Annotated in this window: 16 protein-coding genes and 1 other RNA gene; 14 read left to right on the top strand and 3 right to left on the bottom strand. The window is 38.7% G+C overall.

Translation table 11 applies throughout. The features are described 5' to 3' along the window. Window positions 1–9: 9 nt before the first annotated feature. From asp1 to OZX58_RS04165, 3 genes are all read left to right on the top strand, one after another. Window positions 10–1479 (top strand): accessory Sec system glycosyltransferase Asp1, encoded by a 1470-nt coding sequence (gene asp1, locus OZX58_RS04175; RefSeq protein ID WP_277141691.1) that lies wholly within the window; start codon window positions 10–12, stop codon window positions 1477–1479. After that, on the top strand, window positions 1480–3036 hold the full coding sequence (gene asp2, locus OZX58_RS04170; RefSeq protein WP_277141689.1) for an accessory Sec system protein Asp2: 1557 nt from the start codon (window positions 1480–1482) through the stop codon (window positions 3034–3036). 239 nt (window positions 3037–3275) lie between these two features. Further along, window positions 3276–4820, top strand: a complete 1545-nt coding sequence (locus tag OZX58_RS04165) for an ATP-binding cassette domain-containing protein (RefSeq protein WP_277141687.1) — start codon at window positions 3276–3278, stop codon at window positions 4818–4820. A 55-nt stretch (window positions 4821–4875) separates the two neighbouring features. Here OZX58_RS04165 and OZX58_RS04160 read toward each other — a convergent pair whose 3' ends face one another. Together OZX58_RS04160 and recU are read right to left on the bottom strand one after the other, a co-directional pair. Continuing rightward, window positions 4876–7221 (bottom strand): transglycosylase domain-containing protein, encoded by a 2346-nt coding sequence (locus OZX58_RS04160; RefSeq protein WP_277141685.1) that lies wholly within the window; start codon window positions 7219–7221, stop codon window positions 4876–4878. Next, on the bottom strand, window positions 7208–7843 hold the full coding sequence (recU, locus tag OZX58_RS04155; protein WP_277141683.1) for a Holliday junction resolvase RecU: 636 nt from the start codon (window positions 7841–7843) through the stop codon (window positions 7208–7210). The genes OZX58_RS04160 and recU overlap by 14 nt, the downstream gene beginning before the upstream one ends. A gap of 69 nt (window positions 7844–7912) precedes the next feature. Here recU and OZX58_RS04150 point away from each other — a divergent pair, with 69 nt between their 5' ends. From OZX58_RS04150 to OZX58_RS04100, 11 genes are all read left to right on the top strand, one after another. Then, on the top strand, window positions 7913–8518 hold the full coding sequence (locus OZX58_RS04150; RefSeq protein ID WP_277141680.1) for a DUF1273 domain-containing protein: 606 nt from the start codon (window positions 7913–7915) through the stop codon (window positions 8516–8518). 54 nt (window positions 8519–8572) lie between these two features. Then, window positions 8573–9007 carry a DivIVA domain-containing protein gene (locus OZX58_RS04145; protein ID WP_277141679.1) on the top strand — a complete coding sequence of 145 codons (435 nt, stop codon included), beginning with the start codon at window positions 8573–8575 and terminating at the stop codon, window positions 9005–9007. A 29-nt stretch (window positions 9008–9036) separates the two neighbouring features. Further along, window positions 9037–9394, top strand: an RNA gene (gene rnpB, locus OZX58_RS04140) — RNase P RNA component class B. 69 nt (window positions 9395–9463) lie between these two features. After that, a complete protein-coding gene (locus tag OZX58_RS04135) occupies window positions 9464–10588 on the top strand; it encodes a class I SAM-dependent RNA methyltransferase (RefSeq protein ID WP_277141677.1) in 1125 nt (374 codons plus the stop codon). Continuing rightward, on the top strand, window positions 10585–11814 hold the full coding sequence (locus OZX58_RS04130) for a metallophosphoesterase (RefSeq protein ID WP_277141675.1): 1230 nt from the start codon (window positions 10585–10587) through the stop codon (window positions 11812–11814). Before OZX58_RS04135 ends, OZX58_RS04130 begins: the two co-directional genes overlap by 4 nt. A 14-nt stretch (window positions 11815–11828) precedes the next feature. Beyond that, on the top strand, window positions 11829–12164 hold the full coding sequence (locus tag OZX58_RS04125) for an acyltransferase (RefSeq protein ID WP_277141673.1): 336 nt from the start codon (window positions 11829–11831) through the stop codon (window positions 12162–12164). A gap of 189 nt (window positions 12165–12353) precedes the next feature. Further along, window positions 12354–14030 (top strand): formate--tetrahydrofolate ligase, encoded by a 1677-nt coding sequence (locus OZX58_RS04120; RefSeq protein ID WP_277129649.1) that lies wholly within the window; start codon window positions 12354–12356, stop codon window positions 14028–14030. Window positions 14031–14039: 9 nt separating this feature from the next. Beyond that, on the top strand, window positions 14040–14504 hold the full coding sequence (gene lspA, locus OZX58_RS04115; protein WP_277141672.1) for a signal peptidase II: 465 nt from the start codon (window positions 14040–14042) through the stop codon (window positions 14502–14504). After that, window positions 14497–15405, top strand: coding sequence for an RluA family pseudouridine synthase (locus tag OZX58_RS04110; protein WP_277141670.1), 909 nt, complete (start codon window positions 14497–14499; stop codon window positions 15403–15405). The genes lspA and OZX58_RS04110 overlap by 8 nt, the downstream gene beginning before the upstream one ends. A gap of 4 nt (window positions 15406–15409) precedes the next feature. Beyond that, window positions 15410–16465 carry a carbamoyl phosphate synthase small subunit gene (locus tag OZX58_RS04105; protein ID WP_277141668.1) on the top strand — a complete coding sequence of 352 codons (1056 nt, stop codon included), beginning with the start codon at window positions 15410–15412 and terminating at the stop codon, window positions 16463–16465. Window positions 16466–16469: 4 nt separating this feature from the next. Further along, window positions 16470–19646: a carbamoyl phosphate synthase large subunit gene (locus tag OZX58_RS04100; protein WP_277141666.1), complete on the top strand. Its 3177-nt coding sequence runs from the start codon at window positions 16470–16472 to the stop codon at window positions 19644–19646. Between the two features lie 52 nt (window positions 19647–19698). On the opposite strand, the gene OZX58_RS04095 is transcribed toward OZX58_RS04100, so the two are convergent. Then, window positions 19699–21387 (bottom strand): NFACT RNA binding domain-containing protein, encoded by a 1689-nt coding sequence (locus OZX58_RS04095; protein WP_277141664.1) that lies wholly within the window; start codon window positions 21385–21387, stop codon window positions 19699–19701. Between the last annotated feature and the right edge of the window lie 315 nt (window positions 21388–21702).

Genomic DNA, 21702 nt, shown 5'->3' with positions numbered 1-21702 from the left:
GGTGGAAAAATGATAACTTTAATTCCTAATTTACGGGTAACAAATGATTTTTACCAAGAAAACAGTATTTTAAACTTGTATTCGAATTTTACTAAGGCAAAATTATCTTGCCAATTGCTCTTAATTGATGAATTTCCTGATTCTGAATTACTGTTTAAGCAGGCAGGTATTACTCGCCAGCATTATTGTGCAATTTTTGATGAAATTCAGGGAATTGATGCTCCTGGTAGTCCCATGTTTTTGACAGATTTAAACCTTTCGTCTGCTTACGTTCCTTCCTATGGCGACAGCCAAAGCGGCATTGTGACATATTACCGTGATAATCAGCCAGCATTGCAGGTCAAGTTGACCAAAAACGGTTGCGTTGACACGGTTACGCAGATAAGTGGTTCATCATCAATTAGCGACCAATATGATATTCGCGGTTTTCGCAGTAGTCGCAGTTATTTTTCAACCGCAGAGCAAAAAAAGCCATTTAAAAAAGAATGGTTTAACTGTCAGAACGAATTGGTAATGACAGCTACTGATAAAGAGATTTTAATTGCTAAAGCACATAAAAATCGGTTTAAGAAAAAAAAGTATGCTAATTTAGCTGAAATAATCGCTGAATTTGTCCAGCCGCACCTTAATCCTGCCGAGCCAGTCATTGCTGATGCCTGGAATACTAGCATCAATTTACAAGATCAATTAGTGGACCAGCGTTTTTACTTTTTGGTGGAAGACACAACGCAGTTTTCTACAGCCGCAGTTAATGCCACTTACATTTTTCCTAACGATAGTGTCAAAGATAACTTCCTAGCTAATTATCCCGTCAGCCAAGAGCAAACTCGAATTATCGCACCGTATTTCCCTGATTTTTCATTTAGCAACAGCAATTATTTAGCCGAGCAACTGATTTATTGGCGTGTTGGACACAGTAGCTACGACACAATTACCAAGATTTTGTATCAATTACTCGACCTGCTAGTCACATATCCGAGCGTAACTGTTGTTACAGATAGTGACCTAGTCCACGGTCAATTTTTAAAAGCATTAATTAAAATCTTAATCAAGCAATTTAACCAAGAATTTAGCAACTTGGACAAGCAAAAACTGCGTAATGAAGCAGCTGCTAAAAAGATTACCGAACGAATTGCGGCAATTAAGCGAATTACCTTTAAGGAGTTAGCCGATTATCAAGCTAGAAAAAAATTATTACGGCAGGTTCGGCTATACTTAGATACTGGAGACAATACTTGCTTTTCCTTACAACTAGAGGCTATTACTGCCGGTATTCCTCAGATAGTCAAGCAGGCTAATGGCATGGTGCACGAAGGGGTTAACGGTTATTGCATCAAGCAGTCAACTGAGTTAGTGCAACAACTTGAGCCGTTTTTGAGTGAATTTTCGGCTTGGAATGATGCGGCAATTGAAGATGTTAAACTAATCGAGCAATTTTCAGCAGAAAAGTTAGTTGAGGAATGGAAAGGGCTGATTTAAATGAAAAAAGCAAAACGATACCTATTCCACAGTGGTCAACAGTCCTATAACTTAACCGATAAATTTTTAACAACTTTTACTTATGTTTGGGCTGAGCCATTTAATTTGCACAAGAATGATTTAGAACCCATTTTTGACAAATCAGAGTTCAATGAAGATTATTCTGACGCCTTTTTTCTGTTAGATGAGACTTCTTCGTGGCTGACAAATTATGAATTGTTAAAGCAATTGCCCGCCAATCAGATAATCTATAGCAGTCAAGCAAAATTATCCGGTAAAGTGCAACAATTATTGGATTTACGTGGTGCTTTTAAGCTCGATTTTGGTGCTGACTTAAGCAACTTACAGTTTACCCTCAATCATTATTTTTACGGTCGCGGCGAAGGGTACCGCATCACTTTATCTGAATTCGTCTTGCAAAAACAATTTATGGCTAATGCCAAGTTAGTCGGTAACAATTATTATGACCTCAAAGTTGCCGCAACTAATGGATGGACCAAGCTGGCAGAACTACGTCACAGTGTCTACTTGCCCCTTGAAATGGATGAAGACATAATTATTGAATTTCAACAATTAGGATCGGTTGAATTAAAAGTTGAAGCCCTGTGTTTTTCACTCAATCAAAATAAAATAATTGGGAGATTTAGTAAGAGCGGCAAAGAATTACATGACGGCAAGTTAGTTATTGCCGGATTAAAAGAAGCAACCTATTTTATTCTCCAATTTTATGTTCGCGGTGAAGGTAAATTACACCTAGGCTATATCCATATTAGACGTTCACTTGGTAAGTACGGCAATATTGTACTTGGAGCTAAGACAGTAAACGATGACCGCCATTTGAGCGGAGACATTGCCTACTTGTTTAATGCTGGCGACTTGAAGCCACCATTAAATGTTATTTTCAGCGGTTATCATACAGCCGAATCATTTGAAGGTTATCGAATGATGAAGAACTTGCAGGCACCGTTTTTATTAATTAGTGATTTGCGTTATGAAGGCGGCGGCTTTTATATTGGTTCCGATCATTTCGAGCAAAAAGTACTTGCCGTTATTAAGAGCTACTTGAAAAAGCTGAACTTTACTAATCAAGACCTAGTATTGTCGGGAATGTCAATGGGTACCTATGGTGCAATGTATTATGGGTCACAATTAAATCCCGGTGCAATTGTGATTGCCAAAATTTTGCTAAATATTGGCACCATTGCGGGAAATATTAGTATTGAGCGACCAGAAGATTTTAGATGTGCCAGTGACCTGGTTTTAATCAATGAAGGTGCTAATGACAAAGAAGCCCAGAAGCGAATGAACGACCACATGTGGCGCAAACTTTCCAATAGCTGCTTTACTAATACGACCTTTGCATTGGGCTACATGGAAAACGACGACTACGATCCCAATGCCTTTGCAGAGCTTAGGGAATTTTTGGTTAAACGCAATCCGCAAGTTCACTTACTCTCTAAAGGCTTTCCTGGGCGACACAATGATGACACTCCAAGTATTGCCAATTGGTTTGTACGCCAGGTCGGTAAAACATTAAAGAATAAGTATCAACGATAACTTAAAAAGACATAGCATAGCTATGTCTTTTTTATTTTGGCAATTAATGATAAAATTATTAAAAATATCACGATGTCGTAAGACAAATCCGTTTACAAGGAAGTGATTCTGATGAGAAGTTTACTAGTCAATCAAAATATGATGGAAGTTGCCTAACAAGAGCAATTTTTAATTAAAGATCAACTTTTGTTAGGACAAATTCCATAATTTAAAAATATTATTACTAAGGTGTGATAGTTATGGAATTTATTAAAATTATTGATCTTACAATTAGTTATCAGGGTATAAAGCTATTTACTATCCCTAATTTAAAAATTACTACCAATGAAAAAGTCGGATTAATTGGAGCAAATGGTGTTGGCAAAACGACCTTAATGCGGGCGATCTTGCAATTACCCGAAGAAGCACACGGCCAAGTTATTAAAAATTGTTCCCCCATTTATGTACCACAATTATTACCGCAAACAGACCAAAGTGGTGGTGAAAAGGAAAAAACTGCACTTAAACATGCTTTTCAGCAGTTAAAGGGACAGAAAAATAGGATACTATTACTTGATGAGCCTAGCTCTAACTTAGATGAAGCTGGGCAAGTCTGGTTAACTGACCAGCTGCAGCAATTACGCTGTCCTATGCTAGTAATTAGTCATGATCGACAATTATTGAATAGTGTTACTAATTGCACTTGGGAATTGAAGGGGCAAAAAGTCACAGTCTTTAACGGCAATTTTGCGGCTTATGAAAAATTTTCAGCTCAGAAAAAGGCGCATCAAGAGGCTCAAGACCACCAACACGAATTAAAACGCAAGCGACTGCAAAAAGAATATCAACATAAGCAAGCTCAGGGTCACACCGCACGCAAACGTAAAGCTGGTATCTCAGTTGCTGATTGGAAGTCCCGTGGTGACGCCAGTGGTACACAGCGAAAACTACTAAGGCAAAGCCGCATTCTAACAAAGAAAATAGCAGCGGAAAATGCGGCAATTAAGTATCCCCACAAGCGACAACAAATTACATTGAAAAATATTGCAATTCATTTAAGTGATTTGCAGCTGCCAAATAAAGCTAACTTAGTGACCATTAAGCCGCAGATTATTTGCTGGCAACGGCAAAAATTTTTTACAATTAATCATGAATTGAAACTGCAAACTAATAGTAAAATTGCTTTGGTTGGACCTAATGGCAGCGGTAAGTCAGTTTTTTTGAAAAAGTTGGCCCAGCAGCAACTGTCTGGCGTTTATCATCAGCAATTAAATAGTGGGCTATTCAACCAAGACTTAACAACTTCATTAACTAATGAGACTGTATTAGATAAGTTATTACACGAATCAATTTTCACTCGCAGCACAACAATGCAGTTATTGGGAGACTTGAATTTGGAGCCAGCTTTTAATGAACCAATTAAACAATTAAGTGGTGGGCAATTAGTTTGTTTTAACTTAGCTCATATCTTGTTAGGTCGACATAATCTGCTTTTGCTTGATGAGCCGACTAATTTCTTAGATATTAGTTCAATTGCGGCACTAACTGACTTTATCAATAATTATCCGTTTGCGTTAATCATTGTGTCACATGACCAGCAGTTTATTGCCGAACTCAACTTGCCTAAATGGCAAATTCAAAGTGGGCAATTGCTTAATGGTGCTTATCTGCAAGCAAACGGTGATAACAAGGAAGAGGAAATTGCACTACTCAAGTTTAAACGAGACCAGATGATTGCCGATCCGACTGTCGAACTTAAAGAAATAGCAGCAATTACCCAAAAGTTAAACCAGTTAGCTAAATAAAATAAAAACCTCACGGTAACTAACCCGTGAGGTTTTCTTTAATTATTAATCTGACTTAATGATGCTGCTTATTAGCAGTTGAATTATTTTCAGTCGTTGTCGTTGATGATCCTTCATTAGTCGTTGAACTTGATGAGGAATTATTAGAGTTAGACTGATGATGTTCAGATTGATTATTGTTATTTTGGTTATTCTGATGTGTATTGGTATGGTGCTGACTATCATGGGACTGTGTAGTAGAACCATTTTGCTGCTGGTGCTGATTTACAGCATGGTTTTCCTGCGTATTAGTCGTTGAGCTAGAACTATTTGTATCAGCTTTCTCATCATCTTCATCATAACTGCTGCTATCGTCAACAATTCCATTCGGCGCATGACCGCGAACAAATAATTGCCACTGTCCACTTGTAGAAACTTCAGGTGGGTTAGAGTTTTTAGCAATTCTTGCCCGAATAACTGAATCCGGCTTTTGCCAATCAACATTGGCCTTGTTCTGCATCAGATACGACATCATGCTCTTATACAATAATTGGGCGGATTGCTGACCAATACCAGATATTGTCCCGTCTTTTAGATTATCATAGCCGGTCCAAACACCCATGACGTAGCTTTGCGTATAACCAACAAACCAAGAATCTTTAGGCGTTGAAGCATAGCCAGGGTAGCGAGCTAGGTCTTGATCGGAATACTTAACCGAACCAGTTTTACCAGCTTGGTGCAGGCCGTCAATTTTAGCACTAGTACCTGAACCAGTTTTAATTACTCCCTTAAGCATGTCAGTAATCATATAAGCGGTTGACTTGCTCATTACCCGAACACCAGCGGAATCATAGTTTCTTGTTAAACCATCTGGAGTTTCAATTTTAGAAACAAACTGCGGTTTGTGGTAAACACCCATTGTCGCAAAAGCACTAAAGGCACCAGCCATCTGCATACTTGAAGCATTTGCCCCAATCGCTACTGACAAGCCGGAAGACTTAGGAACATTAATTCCTAATTTTTGGGCAAAAGCAGCAGCTCGCGGAACACCGACCTGTTTTAAAGTCCTAACAGCAGGGACATTACGTGATTGCTCCAAGGCATGACGCATGGTCATCATGCCATCATACTTGTTATCCCAATCATAAAGCTGAACATTGGTACCAGGGTAATAGTATTTACTATCATCAAGCATCTTAGCGGTTGACCAATTTAGATACTGAATTGCTGGACCATAGTCCAAGACCGGTTTAATTGAAGACCCAGTTGAACGGCTAGTCTGAACAGCACGATCAAGACCTAACTGGACAGGAGGTAAGTGGCGGCCACCGATAATCGCAACAATATGGCCGCTGCTAGGATCAACTACGGTAGCTCCAACTTGCATTTGGTCGCTGGTAAACGGCACTTGACCATTATTAGCAAGCTCATAAAGTTTGTTCTGAGCTTTTTGGTCAATATTCACTGTAATCTTGAGGTTATCACGGTAGGGGTCAAAGCCCTTGGCTTGTACTTCAGCGATTGCTTCCTTAATATATGGGTCGTCAATTTTACGCAAATTAGTTTGCGCCTTTTGACTATGATACTTAAGACCTTTTTTAACGCTCTCTTTGCGCGCCTGATCGTATTGCGCCTGCGTGATTTTCTTATTATCAAGCATTGCACCCAAGACAATATCTCGGCGATACTTAGCATATTTTGGGTAAGTATATGGATTATAAGCAGTTGGTCTGTTAGGCATCCCAGCAAGTAATGCTGTTTGGGCTAAGTCAAGCTTACCAATACTCTTACCATAATAATAATTGGCAGCAGTCCCAATTCCATAATTACCATAATTCATGTAAACCTTATTAATATAAAATTCCAGAATTTGGTCATGTGTATATTCGCGTTGAACTTTCATTGCCAGCCAAGCCTCTTGGGCTTTACGGCGCAACGTTCTTTGCGAAGCATCAGTAGAAAAGACGGTCAATTTAACTAACTGCTGGGTAATTGTCGACCCACCAGCGGCAATGCTTTTGCTTTGAGCATTAGTTAACATTGAACCAGCAATTCTGATTGGGTCAACACCTAACTTATCTTTATAGAAGCGTTTATCCTCAACTGATACAATTGCATCCTTAAGCAGCTGCAATTTAGGGCTGTCCTTAACGTAGATACGCTTTTCTGAACCAAGCGATAAGAGAAACTTGCCATTAGTTGTATAAAAGCCGGATGAACCGCCGCTTTCAAGCTGTGCCTGGCTAATATTAGGTGCATCTTTTGCATAATATGCAAAAAGACCAATTCCCGAAACAATTAGCAGTAACGCAGCTATCAGACACCACTTAACTATCCGCCGCCACAACGGTTTGGGCTGTTTTTGCCGATATTCTTGGCGCGACTGGCGCTGATTATTTGAACTAGATTTATTGTTTGCCATTATTCATATTCCTATCTGTAATAAAATGATCGACAGCAATTAAATAGGGCAGCGTAGGCTGAAAACCACTTTTAATTTCAACTGACCACTTTTCTACCTCGGATAAAGTCACTGAACTTTTATCTTTAGTCCACCAAGCTTTAATAATAAAACTAGCAGGAGTGACAAAATACCGTTTTAAGCTTGTAAAGCCAATAATTGTAAAACAAATTCCCTGCTGCTTCAAGCATTCTTCTAAATGGACAATTTGGTGTTCATGGAAATTTTTTAGCGGGAAGTTCGTCTTATTTTTGGTTTCTTTAGCTTCAAAGTCTAAATAATAACCTTTATATACTCCATTATAGTCCGTTGTTGACTCTTGGCGAAAATATGCTTCGCGAATTACTGCTCTTGACCGCTTAGGATAATCTACCTTCACAATCTGCACTGGCGTTGGCTTTTTGTGAACAACGGCCATTTCCTTTAGACGATAATATTTATTTGATTCGTTAATCATTTGTTCCAAAGTCATCCCACGTCCCGAAAAACTGACATTTTTACGGTGCTGAAAATTTGTGCGGATTTTGGGTTCTTCAGTTGATTTACGAAATGCGGCTAAACTGCCGCTTGGATATTTGACCATCAATCTCACTCCTGCTAGCATTATAGCAATAAAGAAAAAAATTTTGAACAAGGAGCTATCTGTTTCACTATGCAACGACTATGGGTTACCGGTTACAGAAATTACGAGTTAAGTACCTTTGGCGATAAAGATCCCAAGATTAAAATTATCAAGCTTGTTCTGGAAAAATGCATGATAAAGCGACTAGAAGATGGCCAGCTTGATTGGGTAATTACTGGTGCTAACCTGGGCGTTGAGCAATGGGCCAGTGAGGTTGCAATCAGCTTACGTGACCGCTATCCTTTACGCGTTTCAATGATTACGCCATATGAAGAATTTGCCGGTCGCTGGAATGAAACCAACCAAGGCAAATTTCTCAATTTAAAAAATCAAGTTGATTTTTATGCCTCAACGTCAAGTCATCCATATCAAAGTCCAGTCCAACTGCGCAACTACCAAAATTTTATGTTGATGCATACAGATCAAGCACTAATGATCTATGATCCTGAAAATCCGGGTAAACCGAAATTTGATTATAATTTAATCAAAAAACACCAAGAAACCAAGGATTATCCCTTAGAATTAATCGATTTTTATGATTTACAAGATGTGGCAGAAGAATATCAAGAAAGTCTTACAGAAAAAAGCGTTCAGAATAACTTAAAAGTTTGTTTAAAGTTAAATTTGCGGTTTTAAGCACGCACTCTTTTTGCTAAAATAAAAGGGTATGATAAAGGAGTTGTCGTCACTATGCCAGATTTAAATGATATTCAATTATCCACACAGGATATTTTAAAAAAGCAATTCAGAACTAAAGTTAAGGGGATTGACCCAGACGAAGTTGACGCCTTTTTAGACAAGGTAATTGCTGATTATGACACTTTTGAACAAATTATCGAGGATCTTTATGGTCAAATTGGTGATTTGCAAGGAAAATTAATCAATGACCAACAAAAAGAAAAAACCGCAGAAAAGCCAAAATCACGCCGCGTTGTGCCAACTGAACCAACCGAAGATACTGTTCGGACGTATACTCCAAGTAGTCAATCAAGCACCTTTAACTCTTTTGCAGATAACGATCAAGAAACCGAAAATTCGACTAACATGGCGATAATTCAACGCATTTCGGCACTTGAACGCAAGGTTTATAACTTGGAAAGACAAGTTTATGGGTTACAAAAGTAATTTCTTTTGGTATAATCTTTCTTAGTGTGAATTTTGAGCAGTCGCGGTTTGGCTTTATGCCGAGCTGAGGAAAGTCCACGCACGCACGAGCTGCGATGCTTGTAGTGTTCGTATTTAGCTCAATAAGCTAAAGAATTTTTAATTACGGCGGAAAAAGTGCTAAGTCTTTGATATGCATGACTATCCTGAAAAGTGCCACAGTGACGAAGCAGCAGTGGAAACGCTGCTGGTGGAACGAGGTAAACCCTGCGAGCGTGCAACCCAAATTTGGTGGGGGCGTCTCAACCTAAGAAATTGAACTAAAGGTTGGATTACTTTATAGTAAAGATAGATGGCTGCTGAAGGTGATTTTGCCAAAATTACTGGAACAGAACGTGGCTTATAAATATTTGCACTGGCAGCGTTGAGCTTTTCGAAGGGCTCAACGCTTTTTTTAAGAAATGAAAAGGATTATTTATGAAACAATACCAACTTTATACAACAATGGGCGCGGGCTTTGAAAGCGTCGTTGCCAAAGAATTGCAAGCACTTGGTTATGAAACTAAAACAGAAAATGGTCGGGTTTTCTTTAAGGGGAATCAAGCAGACATCGTTAAAACTAACCTCTGGCTACGGACCGCAGACCGCGTTAAAATTCTATTGAAGGAGTTTAAGGCGACTGATTTTGAGACGCTTTATAACCAAGTCTATGATATTGACTGGGCTGAATTGTTGCCGATTGATGCTAAGTTTCCGGTTCAAGGCCGTTCTGTTAGATCAAAATTGCATTCTGAACCAGGTATTCAGTCAATTGTCAAAAAGGCAATTGTTAACAAAATGTCTGACCAGTATCACCGGCGCGGCTTTTTGCCAGAAAGTGGTAATGAATATCCGCTCGACATTCACATTTATAAAGATACGGCACGGATTTCATTAGATACAACTGGCGCCAGTCTCTTTAAGCGTGGCTACAGAATTGAACACGGTGGCGCGCCTTTAAAAGAAAACTTTGCGGCGAGTTTAATTAAATTAACCCCTTATGATGGCACTCATCCACTAATTGACCCAATGACAGGGTCGGGAACGCTGGCAATTGAAGCAGCATTAATTGCCAAAAATATTGCACCAGGTACTTGGCGGAAGTTTGCCTTTGACGGTTTTGACTGGTTTGATACTAGCTTACACGAAACAGCTTTAGCAGAAGCCAAAACACTGGTTCGACCATTAGAGCAGCCAATCTGGGCGAGTGATATTGACCAATCAATTTTGGAAATTGCCAAGTTAAATGCCCACAATGCTGGGGTGCTGCAAGATATTAATTTCAAGCAGGTGGCAGTTAAGGACTTTGCGACGGATTTAGAAAACGGCATCATTATCGCTAACCCGCCATACGGTAAACGTTTGAAGGATAAGGAATCTGCCGAAGCTCTCTATAAGCAAATGGGCGAAGTTTTTCATAAGTATGATAGCTTTAGTCAATATTACTTGGTTGGTGATCCTGATTTTGAAAAATGTTTTGGTGCACGCGCAACCAAAAAGCGTAAATTATTTAACGGTAACCTGCGCGTAGACTTCTACCAATACTGGGCAAATAAAAAATGATTACAGATAAGTTAAACACTGAATTTTGGATAATTACAGATACACATTTAATTGCGGACAGTCTTCACGACAATGGTCCAGCTTTTGTGCGCATGCAAAACACCAGTCAAGGTAAGGACTTGGTGTATCAAGAAGTAGCTTTGAGTGCTTTTTGTAAAATGGCCCAAGAAAAAAAGCCTGCCGCAATTATTGTAACTGGTGATGTTACTTTTAACGGGGAATTAATTTCCACGCAGAAGTTTCAAGAAATTTTTAGTAGTTTAACCGAAACTAAACTATTAGTTTTGCCTGGTAATCATGATATTTATGATGGTTGGGCCCGCAGCTTTAAAGGTGAAAAACAAATTCTTACTCCGCAAGTTGGGCCCGCAGCTTGGCGGCAGATCTTTAAATCGACATACGATTGCAGTTTAAGTCAAGACCCACATTCACTGGCATACAGTGTGCAGCTAAATCCGCAATATCTATTGATAATGCTGGATTCAAATATTTATGGCACTCAAGAAAATTTCACTTCACCAATTACTGCAGGGCAGATTAGTGATGACCAGTTTGTCTGGCTTGAGAAGCAATTAATCAACGCGCGCAAACAGCACTTGCGGCCGCTGCTCTTTATGCATCACACGCTTTATGTCCATAACCCTGCAGTTAATCGCGGGTTTGTCTTAAATAATGCGCCAATGCTTAGACAAATATGCAAAGAGTTTGATATCAAAATGGCCTTTTCCGGTCATATTCACGCCCAAAACATTGCTGGACCGGTTGGTAAGACACCTACAATTGAAGTTGTGACTTCGAGCTTTTGTTCTTACGATCAAGCATACGGTGTTGTCCAAGTAAATCCTGAAAAAGTTACGTATCAACGGGAGACTTTTGCCATGAAGCCCTATTTGACTAAGGTTCAGCAACAAAATTATACTTTGACCCATTTTCACCAATATTTAAAAGAGATTCAGTTGCGTAATTTAAGCAGCAATTCTGCTATTCCTGACCCTTTGGCCGAAAACCAGCCACCATTAATCAAGCAGGTAAATGAGTTATTTCTCAGTATGAATTATAATTATTTCACTGGTCATAATCATATTAGTCAGGAAGAACTTAACCGAATTCATGATTCGGTAGCTTACCAAACGCTTGAAGCACAACATCCTAAATTCCGCAATTACATGAGAACACTGTATGACACAACAGATCATAGCAATTTGGAAACTACAGTTGAATATTAATCAGGAGTAGCTAAATGAATAAAAAACACTTTATTATTCTTGGCCGTGTAGGGTTAGTTTATTTTAGCTGGGTATTTATCGTTCTGTTCCTCAGCTTAATCTTGGCTTATGAAGGAACCCACGTCAAAAATTGGCCGGCAATAATTCTTGGCATAATTTTTGTAATCTTGCTCATTTATACCTTTTTAACTTCATATTGGAATAATAAGTACCTGAAACTGCCATTTAGAGCTAAAGTGAAATGCAACAAGCAACCTGAATTATTCTGGCAGTGGCACTATTTGCATATTTATGTAATTACTGTTGCCGATTTAGAAAAATATTATTTATTGCGAATTGCTAAAAATTAAGTCAACAAATAGCCAGCTATCAAGCTGGCTATTTTTATTATCTATAAATTAACCTGCAATAAAGAAAATGTTCCTAAAATTTGTTATAATAGCAGTTGATTTTAAATAAAGGTGGGACCTAAATTCTAATATGAAAAGGCAAGCAGATATATGACAACTTAATTTTAAAAATAGAAGGAAGAATTCTAATTGAAAACAGATATTCAAATTGCTCAAGAAGCACAAACTTTACCAATCAATGATATTGCAGCTAAGGCAGGTTTAGCCAAAACTGACCTCGAACCTTACGGTTATGATAAGGCTAAGATCAACTGGCCAGCCATTAAGAGAATTCAAGCTAACGGCCATCTAGGCAAACTAATCTTGGTGACTTCAATTTCACCAACTCCAGCCGGCGAGGGTAAATCAACAATGACGATTGGTCTTGGCGACGCCATTAACAACCAATTGCACCAAAAAACAATGATTGCTCTGCGTGAACCATCAATGGGACCTGTTTTCGGTCTTAAGGGTGGTGCAACTGGCGGTGGTCAAGCACAGATCATTCCTATGGAAGACATTAATTTGCACTTCACTGGCGACATGCATGCGTTAACTGCCGCAATTGATACTTTGGCAGCACTTGTTGACAATTATATTTATCAAGGAAATGACTTACATCTTGATCCTGATAAGATTGTCTTGAAGCGCGGAATTGATGTTAATGACCGCAGTTTACGAAAAGTCACGGTTGGCCAAGGATCTAAGTTCAATGGTATTGAGCACGAATCAAGTTTTGCGATTACAGTTGCCAATGAACTAATGGCCATTTTGTGCTTAGCTACAGATATTAATGACTTGAAAAAGCGGGTTGGAGAAATGCTAGTTGGTTATACAACAGATGATGAACCCGTTTACGTTAAACAACTTGGTTTTCAAGGGGCAATTGCTGCTCTCCTTTCTAATGCACTCAAGCCTAATTTGGTGCAAACAATTGAACATACACCTGCATTAGTTCACGGTGGACCATTTGCCAATATCGCTCATGGGGCTAACACAATTATGGCAACTAATCTTGCCTTACACCTCAGCGACTATACTTTAACTGAAGCCGGCTTTGGTAGTGACCTTGGCGGTCAAAAGTTTATGGACTTTGTCTCTACTAAACTTGATAAAAAGCCAGATGCCAGTGTTGTTGTGGCAACTGTTCGTGCATTAAAATATCAGGCTGAAGGTTCAACTGACAATCTAGGTACCGAAAATCTGTCTGCTTTACGCAGCGGTTTTAAGAACTTAGAACGTCACATGAATAACATGCGTAATTATAATGTTCCTGTAATCGTATTAATTAATCGGTTTGCGACTGATACTCCAGCAGAACTTGACCTATTAAAGCAATTGGTTAACGAACAAGGAATTGAAGCCATGGTTGTTGATTACCATGAATTAGGTTCCAAGGGTGGTATTGAAGCTGCTCAAGCTGTTGTTGATTTGGCCAATTCCGGAAAGGCTGACTTAACGCCAACTTATCAGGAAAATGACGACATCAAAACTAAAATTAGCAAAGTTGCCGAAAAGATTTATCACGCAACAAGTGTTGAATACAGCGAAAAGGCCGAGCAAGATATTCATGAATTAGAGAAGATTGGAAAAGATAAATTACCAGTTATCATTGCTAAAACCCAATATTCATTCACTGATAACGCCAAATTGCTGGGAGCACCAACTGATTTTACTTTACATGTTAAGGGTGCAAGTTTAAGAAATGGCGCTGGCTTTATCGTAATTACAACCGGACATGTTTTAGACATGCCAGGCTTGCCTAAGCATCCAGCAGCACTTGATATTGACGTTGATAACGATGGTAAGATCAGCGGTTTATTCTAAAATTTATTTATGCAATTTTTATATTTAATTATTTCTTTCGTAATTGTTTTTGCGGATCAGGGACTTAAATCCTTTATTAGCAATAATTATAGCCTGGGTGAGGTTCACCAAGTTATCCCGCATGTTTTATCATTTACTTATGTCCAAAACAATGGTGCTGCTTGGAACATTCTCACTGGACAAATGTGGCTGTTTTATTTAATTAGCATCTTTGCAATTGGTGTTTGTCTTTATTATTTATTCAAGCCCAAATACAAAAATGGCTTGTTTGATTGTGGATTAGCCCTTGTTTTAGGCGGAATTATCGGTAATTTAGTTGACCGGATTCACCTCAAATATGTCATTGACATGTTACAAGTGGATTTTATCCATTTCAATATTTTTAATATTGCTGATTCGGCAATTACTGTTGGTATTATTTTGATTTTTATTTATCTATTGTTTTTTGATGAAAGTGGTAACGTGAATGACTGAAACCTATCAGCTTGAAGTTAAGAGTGAGCAAGGACGGCTCGACAAATTTATTGCAGCTCAAATTGCAACCTTATCGCGTACACGGATCAAAGAGTTAATTCAAGATAAACAAATATTGGTTAACAACAAACTTGAAAAAGTGTCCTATAAAGTCCAGAATGGCGATCAAATTTCAGTAACTGTTCCAGCACTTAAACCCTTGGCTGTTACTCCGGAAAATATTCCGCTAGATATTGTTTACGAAGATCGAGATGTTATTGTCGTTAATAAACCGCAGGGAATGGTGGTGCATCCAGCAGCTGGACATCCCGACCATACCTTAGTTAATGCACTTTTATATCATACAAAAGATTTGGCAGATAGCCCTGAAGGTTTTCGCCCGGGAATTGTCCATCGCATTGACAAGGATACATCAGGCCTATTAATGATTGCCAAAAATGCCAATGCTCGCGAAAGTTTAGAAGATCAATTAGCCCACAAGACCAACAAGCGTCAATATTTAGCCATTGTTCATGGCAACTTCAGTGAGAATAGCGGTGTGATTGACGCGCCAATTGGACGCAATCATTATAACCGCAAGAAGATGGCCGTTGTTGAAAATGGCAAAGATGCTGTCACGCACTTTACAGTTTTAGAACAATTTAAGGACTACAGTTTAATCCGCTGTCAACTAGAAACCGGTCGGACGCACCAAATTCGTGTCCATTTGTCTTATATTGGTCATCCCGTTGCTGGCGATCCGCTATACGGGCCACACCATACTCTGGAAGGTCATGGTCAGTTTTTACATGCCCAAGTTCTAGGCTTTTCACAACCATCTAGTGGCAAATGGCTTGAGTTTCAGGTAGACCCACCTCAGATCTTTCTAGAGCGGCTATCCGAATTAAGAGAAACTAAGTGATTAGATGAAACGATATTTAATTCTTGAAGACGGCAGTTCATTTGAAGGTGAGAGTTTTGGTGCCTCAATCATTTCAACTGGCGAATTAGCAATTCAGACCGGTAATTTTGGGTATCAAGAGGCATTAACCGATCCAACTAATGCTGGCAAAATTCTTGTCTTTACAGCACCAATGATTGGCGGCAACGGGATTAATGCAATTGATTACGAAAGTATTAACCCCACTGTTAAAGGCATTATTGCCAACGATGTTGCCCGTAACATCTCTGATAGCGAAAACTTTCAAGATTTAAATTCTTTTTTGCAGGAAAAGAACATCCCTGCACTATATGCAGTTGATACACGGGCATTAGTGCACCTATTAATTACAGAAAAGACAATTAAGGCGTCAATTATGGACGCCAGTGATGCACACGCTTTTGACCAAATTAAGGCGCTTGTTTTACCCAAAAATAAGTCGGCCGCAGTTTCAACTAAGAACGCCTATGCGGCGCCAAATGTTGGCAAAACCGTTGCCGTTTTGGATTTGGGGCTCAAGCACTCAATGCTGCGCGAATTATCTTTAAGAAAGATTAATGCGACCGTACTACCATTTGATGCTTCCGTAACAGACATTGATAATTTGCGACCGGATGGCATTATTATCTCAGGTGGACCTGGAAAAGCTGCTGAACTCAAGGCTACTTTAGAACCAGTATTCTCCCATTTTTATGGGAAATATCCAATTTGGGGTATTGGTTTGGGCTTTTTAGCACTCAGCGATTATCTCAATTTTGAATTAGTTGACCTGCCTGAAGAATTTAATGGGACTAATTATCCGGTTATCGAACAAAATTGTAATCACATTTGGCAGACAGCAATGAACATCTCACAATTGGTGTTAGCTGATAGTGTGCAAATGGAAATGAAGCAGGAATATTTTGACCTGCACAGTGACTTATTAGCAGGATTTTGCAATCCACAGAAAAAGATAATCGGCACAGCTTTCAACGCTGAAGGTGCACCTGGCAGTCTTGATGCACTATCTATTTTTGACGATTTTGTAAAGATGATGGGGTAGAAGTATGCCTTTAGAAAATGATTTAGGTAAAATTTTAATCATTGGGTCAGGGCCGACATTAGTAGGAAGTGTGGCAGAGACCGATTTACTTACTTCAGATGCCATCAGGGCACTGTTAGAAGAAGACATCCATGTGGTTCTTGTTAATCCCAATCCGGCTACAATCTCAACTGATAAAAGACCAGGAGTAACTGTTTATTTAGAACCAATGACCCTGGACTTTCTCAAGCGAATTATTCGCATGGAAGAACCAGATGCAATTATTCCTGCGTACGGTTCAACAACTGGCTTATCGGTAACTCTTGACCTGGTTAATGACGGTATTTTACAGCAGATGGGTATTAAGCTGCTCACGTTAAATAAAGAAACGTTGATGATTAATTCCCAACAGAAGATGACTGCTTTTCTTAAGCAAAACGGTCTTGAAATTAATCAAAATTGGAAATTATCGGACTTTTCTAGTGATAACTTAGCTCATGAATTGGATACTAAAGTTACTTTTCCGATTTTAATGGTTAAGAGAGAACGTTACTTGTCCAATAAGCAAATCATTTTTCAAAAGTGCCAAGACTTAGTTACTTATATCAAAAAAGAGCGGCAGTGTGAGGGCTTTTCCTGTGATAATTACCGTTTAATTGAGGATTTATCTTCATGGGAAGAGGTTATCGTTAACATTATTCGCGACAATGACGGTAATGTCTTGTTTACCAGCTTTGCGGATTCAATTGAACCAGTTGCAGTTAACGCTGGTGATTCCGCAATGGTCATGCCAGCATTAACGTTAAATAACGACCAAGTTCAACGGATTAGACAAATCGCACAGAAAATCGCGGCAAGTTTAAAGATTGTTGGCATTTTAAATATTCATTTTGCCGTCAAGCATCAAGGTACAAAATTTGATGTCAAGATTCTAACAATTAAGCCGCGCTTAACTAGGAGTGCAATTTGGTCGCAACGAATTGACCTTTATAGTATTGGTTACGTTGTTTGTAAAATTGCAATTGGCTATCGCTTAAATGAAATTACTGATCCAATGTCAGGATTAAATGCGGCAATCGAGCCAACCCAAGATAAGGTTGCTGTCCGCATGCCGTATTGGTCACTAACACAATTAGGAACCAATCATTATTCTTTAGGCAAAAGGATGCAGTCAGGCGGTGAAGCTATCGGAATTGGCCGTAATTTCGAAACAGCATTTTTGAAAGGACTAGCCTCAACTGTTAATCTCAATACAGCTGTACAGCTATTCATTTCTGAAAAAGACAAAGACGAGGAAGAAATTAAACAAGATCTACTTCATCCTGATGAACTGCACCTGATTAGATTATTGGCAGCTATTGCCAAAGGTTTTTCTTATCAAGAATTGCAGCAATTGGTGCAGCTGCATCCCGTTTATTTTCAAAAATTGCAGAATATTGCCGAAATCGGCCGTAAGTTAAATGACACTAAGCCAAGTGATGAGTTACTAATTGAAGCAAAAAGACGCGGCTTTCGTGATGAGTTGATAGCCACCTTAACTGGTATTAATCTTGATGCCTTGCAAAAACATCTTAAAAAATTGCACCTGACGCCGTCTTACTTACAGATTGACGGGTCAGCAGGTGTTTATCAGCCGAAAGTTCAAGCATATTACAGTTCCTTTGGCGTTCAAGATGAGGTTCAGCCTCTAATAGCTGATAAGAAGGTATTAGTTATCGGCATGCTGCCAGCACAGGTATCGGTTACCAGTGAATTTGACTACATGGTTAGTCATGCGGTAGAAACTTTACATAAAAATAATTATGCTACTGTGTTGATTTCCAATAATGATGAATCGGTAGCTACCAGTTATAAGTACACCGATCGCATCTACTTTGAACCGGTCACGGTTGAGAACATCGTTCAGGTTGCTCACAAAGAAAACATTAAGAATGTTCTGCTTCAATTCTCTGGCAAAAAAATTAATGCCATGGGGGAGAAGCTGGTTCAACGTGGGTTAAACGTCTTAGGCAATCATAGTGAAAATCCCGTTGATAAAATCAAGCAGCTTTCGGCAACACCAGTCAAATCACTCAAGCAAAATTCACTGTTAACAACTACTGATGCAAAAGAAGCAGAAGAATTTGTTAGTGAACATAATTTCCCGATTTTAATTGGTGGCTTTAATAATCAAGGTGTTAAGCAAAAGTCGGCCGTTGTTTACGATCAGCCAGCTTTAGACAAATATGTCGCGGAAACTCAACTATCAAAAGTAACTTTGTCGCATTTCATTGAAGGCAACAAGTACGAGATTACGGCAATTTCTGATGGTAAAGATGTTTCTATTCCCGGAATTATTGAGCACCTAGAACAATCTGGCTCACATGCTTCGGATTCAATTGCGGTCTTTAAACCCCAAAACTTATCTAAGCAAGGCAAGAAGCTGTTAATCGAATATGCATCCGAATTAATTAAACGGTTAAAGATGCGGGGCATCTTTACATTGCACTTTTTAATTGTTGATAAAAGCATTTATCTATTGCAAATTAAGCCGTATGCCGGGCACAATGTTGCGTTCTTATCACAATCCTTGGGTAAGGATATTACAGCTTGTGCCACAGAAGTATTAACTGGCAAAGATTTAGCTGACCTAGACTGCAAAATGGGTTTGTGGCATTCAAATAACTTTATTCACGTTAAAATGCCTGTCTTTTCGTATGTTGACTACAATAGTGGCAATACTTTTGATTCGAAAATGAAATCTTCTGGTTCGGTAATGGGCCGTGACACGGAACTTGCCAAAGCTCTTTACAAGGGTTATGAAGCCAGCGGCTTACACATCCCAAGCTTTGGGACAATCTTTATTTCTGTTCGTGATGAAGACAAGAAAAAAGTGACAGAGTTAGCACAGCGATTTGACCGCTTAGGCTTTAAAATTGTTGCCACTGAAGGAACCGCCAATGCCTTCGCTGAAGCCGGAATTACAACTGGTGTGGTGAGCAAGGTTCATTCAGATCCAAATAATTTATTGGAAAAAATCAGCCAGCACAAGATTGTCATGGTAATTAATATTACTAATCTTTCTGATACAGCAAGCGGTGATGCAATTAAGATTAGGGACGAGGCTTTGAACACGCATATTCCTGTCTTTTCCAGTATTGAAACTACGGAATTAATTCTGCATGTCTTAGAATCACTATCTCTAACCACACAGCCAATTTAAAAAATTGAATTAAAAGGCGCAAAAGCGAGAATGCATTGCATTCTCGCTTTTTTTAATCGATTCTTTTATTCAAAACACTGTCTTTTTCTGGTGTAACTTCAATAGAATTCTGACCAGTATAGATAACAAAGCCAGGTTTGGCACCATTAGGTTTCTTAACCCGCTTATCTTGAACATAATCAACTTGCACGTGTGCTGAATCTTTTGCCTTAGAAAAGTAGGCGGCAATTTCAGCGGCTTCGGCAATATCCGTCTCAGTTGGTGAATCATCCTGCAGGATAACATGTGATCCAGGAATGTTCTTGACATGGAACCAAAGATCAGTTTTATTAGCCTTTTTTAGCGTTAACCAATCATTTTGATAATTATTTTTCCCAACCAGAACCGTTTTGCCAGAAGTAAGTTTGAACTTATTTAAATTATGTTCGGTAATTTTCTTACGGCGCTTTTGCTTTTGCGGCCGGCGAAGATAACCCTGACTGATTAATTCATCAGTAATTTGGTCAATGTCTTGCGGCTCCGCATTATCAATTGCCGTTTGAATTGAATCAAAGTAGGTTAGGTTATTTTGCGCGATTTCAATCTGCTGCTTAACATGCTTAATTGAATCGCGTAATTTTTTATAACGAGTAAAATATTTTTGACCATTACGTGCTGGGGATAGAGCCGCATCAAGTTTGATCTCAATCGGCTCGTTATTGTCATAATAATTAGGTAAAGATATTTTTGTCATTCCAGGTTTAACTTGACCTAAATTCGCATTTAGAATTTCACCCCGAATACGATACCCTTCGGAATTTTCTGCTTGGTCGAGCTGCTTATTAAGCTTAACAATTTTTTTGCTTAACTTTTTTTGTTCATTTTTGACAATTCGCTCAACTTGGCTTGCCTTTTGCTTAACCCAATCACGGTTAGCTTGATATTGGTAAAATTCATCTAGAGCATGATTCAAGTCAGAATCTGTACTTTCCTGAACCAAATCTAAGTGGTAGGGAAGGTAAGGGAAGATTTTGCGCTTGTTGTTTGGCGTTTTTAAAATAAAGGCACCAGATTTATCAAATTGCTGCATAAAAGTGGTAAAGGATGAATAAGTGTAATCATCTTCCAAATAACCAGTCAATTCATTACGGTCATCTTTATCCAAGCCGCCAATCTTTTTAGCAAAAATAGCCGGTTCGCACCCAGTTATTTCCTGCTTAAAGTCATTTTCTGTTAGGTCAAAGCCATTTAAACCCGGATTAAGTGGGGGCAGTTCATATTTTGCCTTTGGCAGTAAAATTCGTGCCCGGTTTTCATCCGGATTAATGCGCTTTAACAAATCAATAATATGGCCACTTGTCTGGTCGTACAAAATCACATTACTGTGGCGACCCATTAACTCAACTGACAGAATAAGTTGTACTTGATCGCCAAGTTCGTTGCGATTACTGAAGCAAAGATTGATAATGCGATCAACACCAACTTGATTAATCGATTGCAAAACTGACCCTTCAAGATACTTTCGCAGCACCATTACAAAAGTGGGTGCCTTATCCGGATTACTGATCGCTTGCTTAGTTAAATAAAATCGTGGATATTGTGCGTTAGCCGAAATCAGCAACTGCTGATTTTTACGCTCTTTTCTAAAAGTCAAAATTAAATCCTGACTGAAAGGCTGGTAAATCTTTGATAAGCGCCCGCCAACAAGGGCAGGGGTCACACTGTTTAATAGACTATGAATGAATAAGCCGTCAAATGCCATATATATCACCTCAAAATACGAACTCTATTATACCAATTATTTCGTAATAAGTATAAGATGTCCTTTAAGCAATTTTCTTAAAATAACGTATATTAACAATATATTAATTAAATTAATTTTAACTAAACAAATCATTGCAAAAAGATGCTATACTAGTAATATATATTAATGGATACTTGTATTTATTAGTTATAAGTTAAAATTAATACTAAAATGTTTCACAATAAAATTATTTGCATACTAGCCATTGTTGTTTCACACTCTATCTGATATGATAAAACCTCATTTAACAATGTTATTTAGCTTTTTAATTGT

Origin of the sequence: Lactobacillus sp. ESL0680, assembly GCF_029392855.1 — a bacterium.
Classification (GTDB): Bacteria; Bacillota; Bacilli; order Lactobacillales; family Lactobacillaceae; genus Lactobacillus.
This window is presented reverse-complemented; position numbering and strand designations above follow the sequence as displayed.

Excerpts from the sequence above, each read along its gene's own strand:
- asp2 (WP_277141689.1), top strand. The coding sequence starts at position 1,480 with ATGAAAAAAGCAAAACGATACCTATTCCACAGTGGTCAACAGTCCTAT.
- asp1 (WP_277141691.1), top strand. The coding sequence starts at position 10 with ATGATAACTTTAATTCCTAATTTACGGGTAACAAATGATTTTTACCAA.
- OZX58_RS04150 (WP_277141680.1), top strand. The coding sequence starts at position 7,913 with ATGCAACGACTATGGGTTACCGGTTACAGAAATTACGAGTTAAGTACC.
- OZX58_RS04095 (WP_277141664.1), bottom strand. The coding sequence starts at position 21,387 with ATGGCATTTGACGGCTTATTCATTCATAGTCTATTAAACAGTGTGACC.
- OZX58_RS04105 (WP_277141668.1), top strand. The coding sequence starts at position 15,410 with ATGAAACGATATTTAATTCTTGAAGACGGCAGTTCATTTGAAGGTGAG.
- OZX58_RS04100 (WP_277141666.1), top strand. The coding sequence starts at position 16,470 with ATGCCTTTAGAAAATGATTTAGGTAAAATTTTAATCATTGGGTCAGGG.
- OZX58_RS04125 (WP_277141673.1), top strand. The coding sequence starts at position 11,829 with ATGAATAAAAAACACTTTATTATTCTTGGCCGTGTAGGGTTAGTTTAT.
- OZX58_RS04130 (WP_277141675.1), top strand. The coding sequence starts at position 10,585 with ATGATTACAGATAAGTTAAACACTGAATTTTGGATAATTACAGATACA.
- recU (WP_277141683.1), bottom strand. The coding sequence starts at position 7,843 with ATGGTCAAATATCCAAGCGGCAGTTTAGCCGCATTTCGTAAATCAACT.
- OZX58_RS04145 (WP_277141679.1), top strand. The coding sequence starts at position 8,573 with ATGCCAGATTTAAATGATATTCAATTATCCACACAGGATATTTTAAAA.
- OZX58_RS04135 (WP_277141677.1), top strand. The coding sequence starts at position 9,464 with ATGAAACAATACCAACTTTATACAACAATGGGCGCGGGCTTTGAAAGC.
- OZX58_RS04165 (WP_277141687.1), top strand. The coding sequence starts at position 3,276 with ATGGAATTTATTAAAATTATTGATCTTACAATTAGTTATCAGGGTATA.
- OZX58_RS04110 (WP_277141670.1), top strand. The coding sequence starts at position 14,497 with ATGACTGAAACCTATCAGCTTGAAGTTAAGAGTGAGCAAGGACGGCTC.
- lspA (WP_277141672.1), top strand. The coding sequence starts at position 14,040 with ATGCAATTTTTATATTTAATTATTTCTTTCGTAATTGTTTTTGCGGAT.
- OZX58_RS04160 (WP_277141685.1), bottom strand. The coding sequence starts at position 7,221 with ATGGCAAACAATAAATCTAGTTCAAATAATCAGCGCCAGTCGCGCCAA.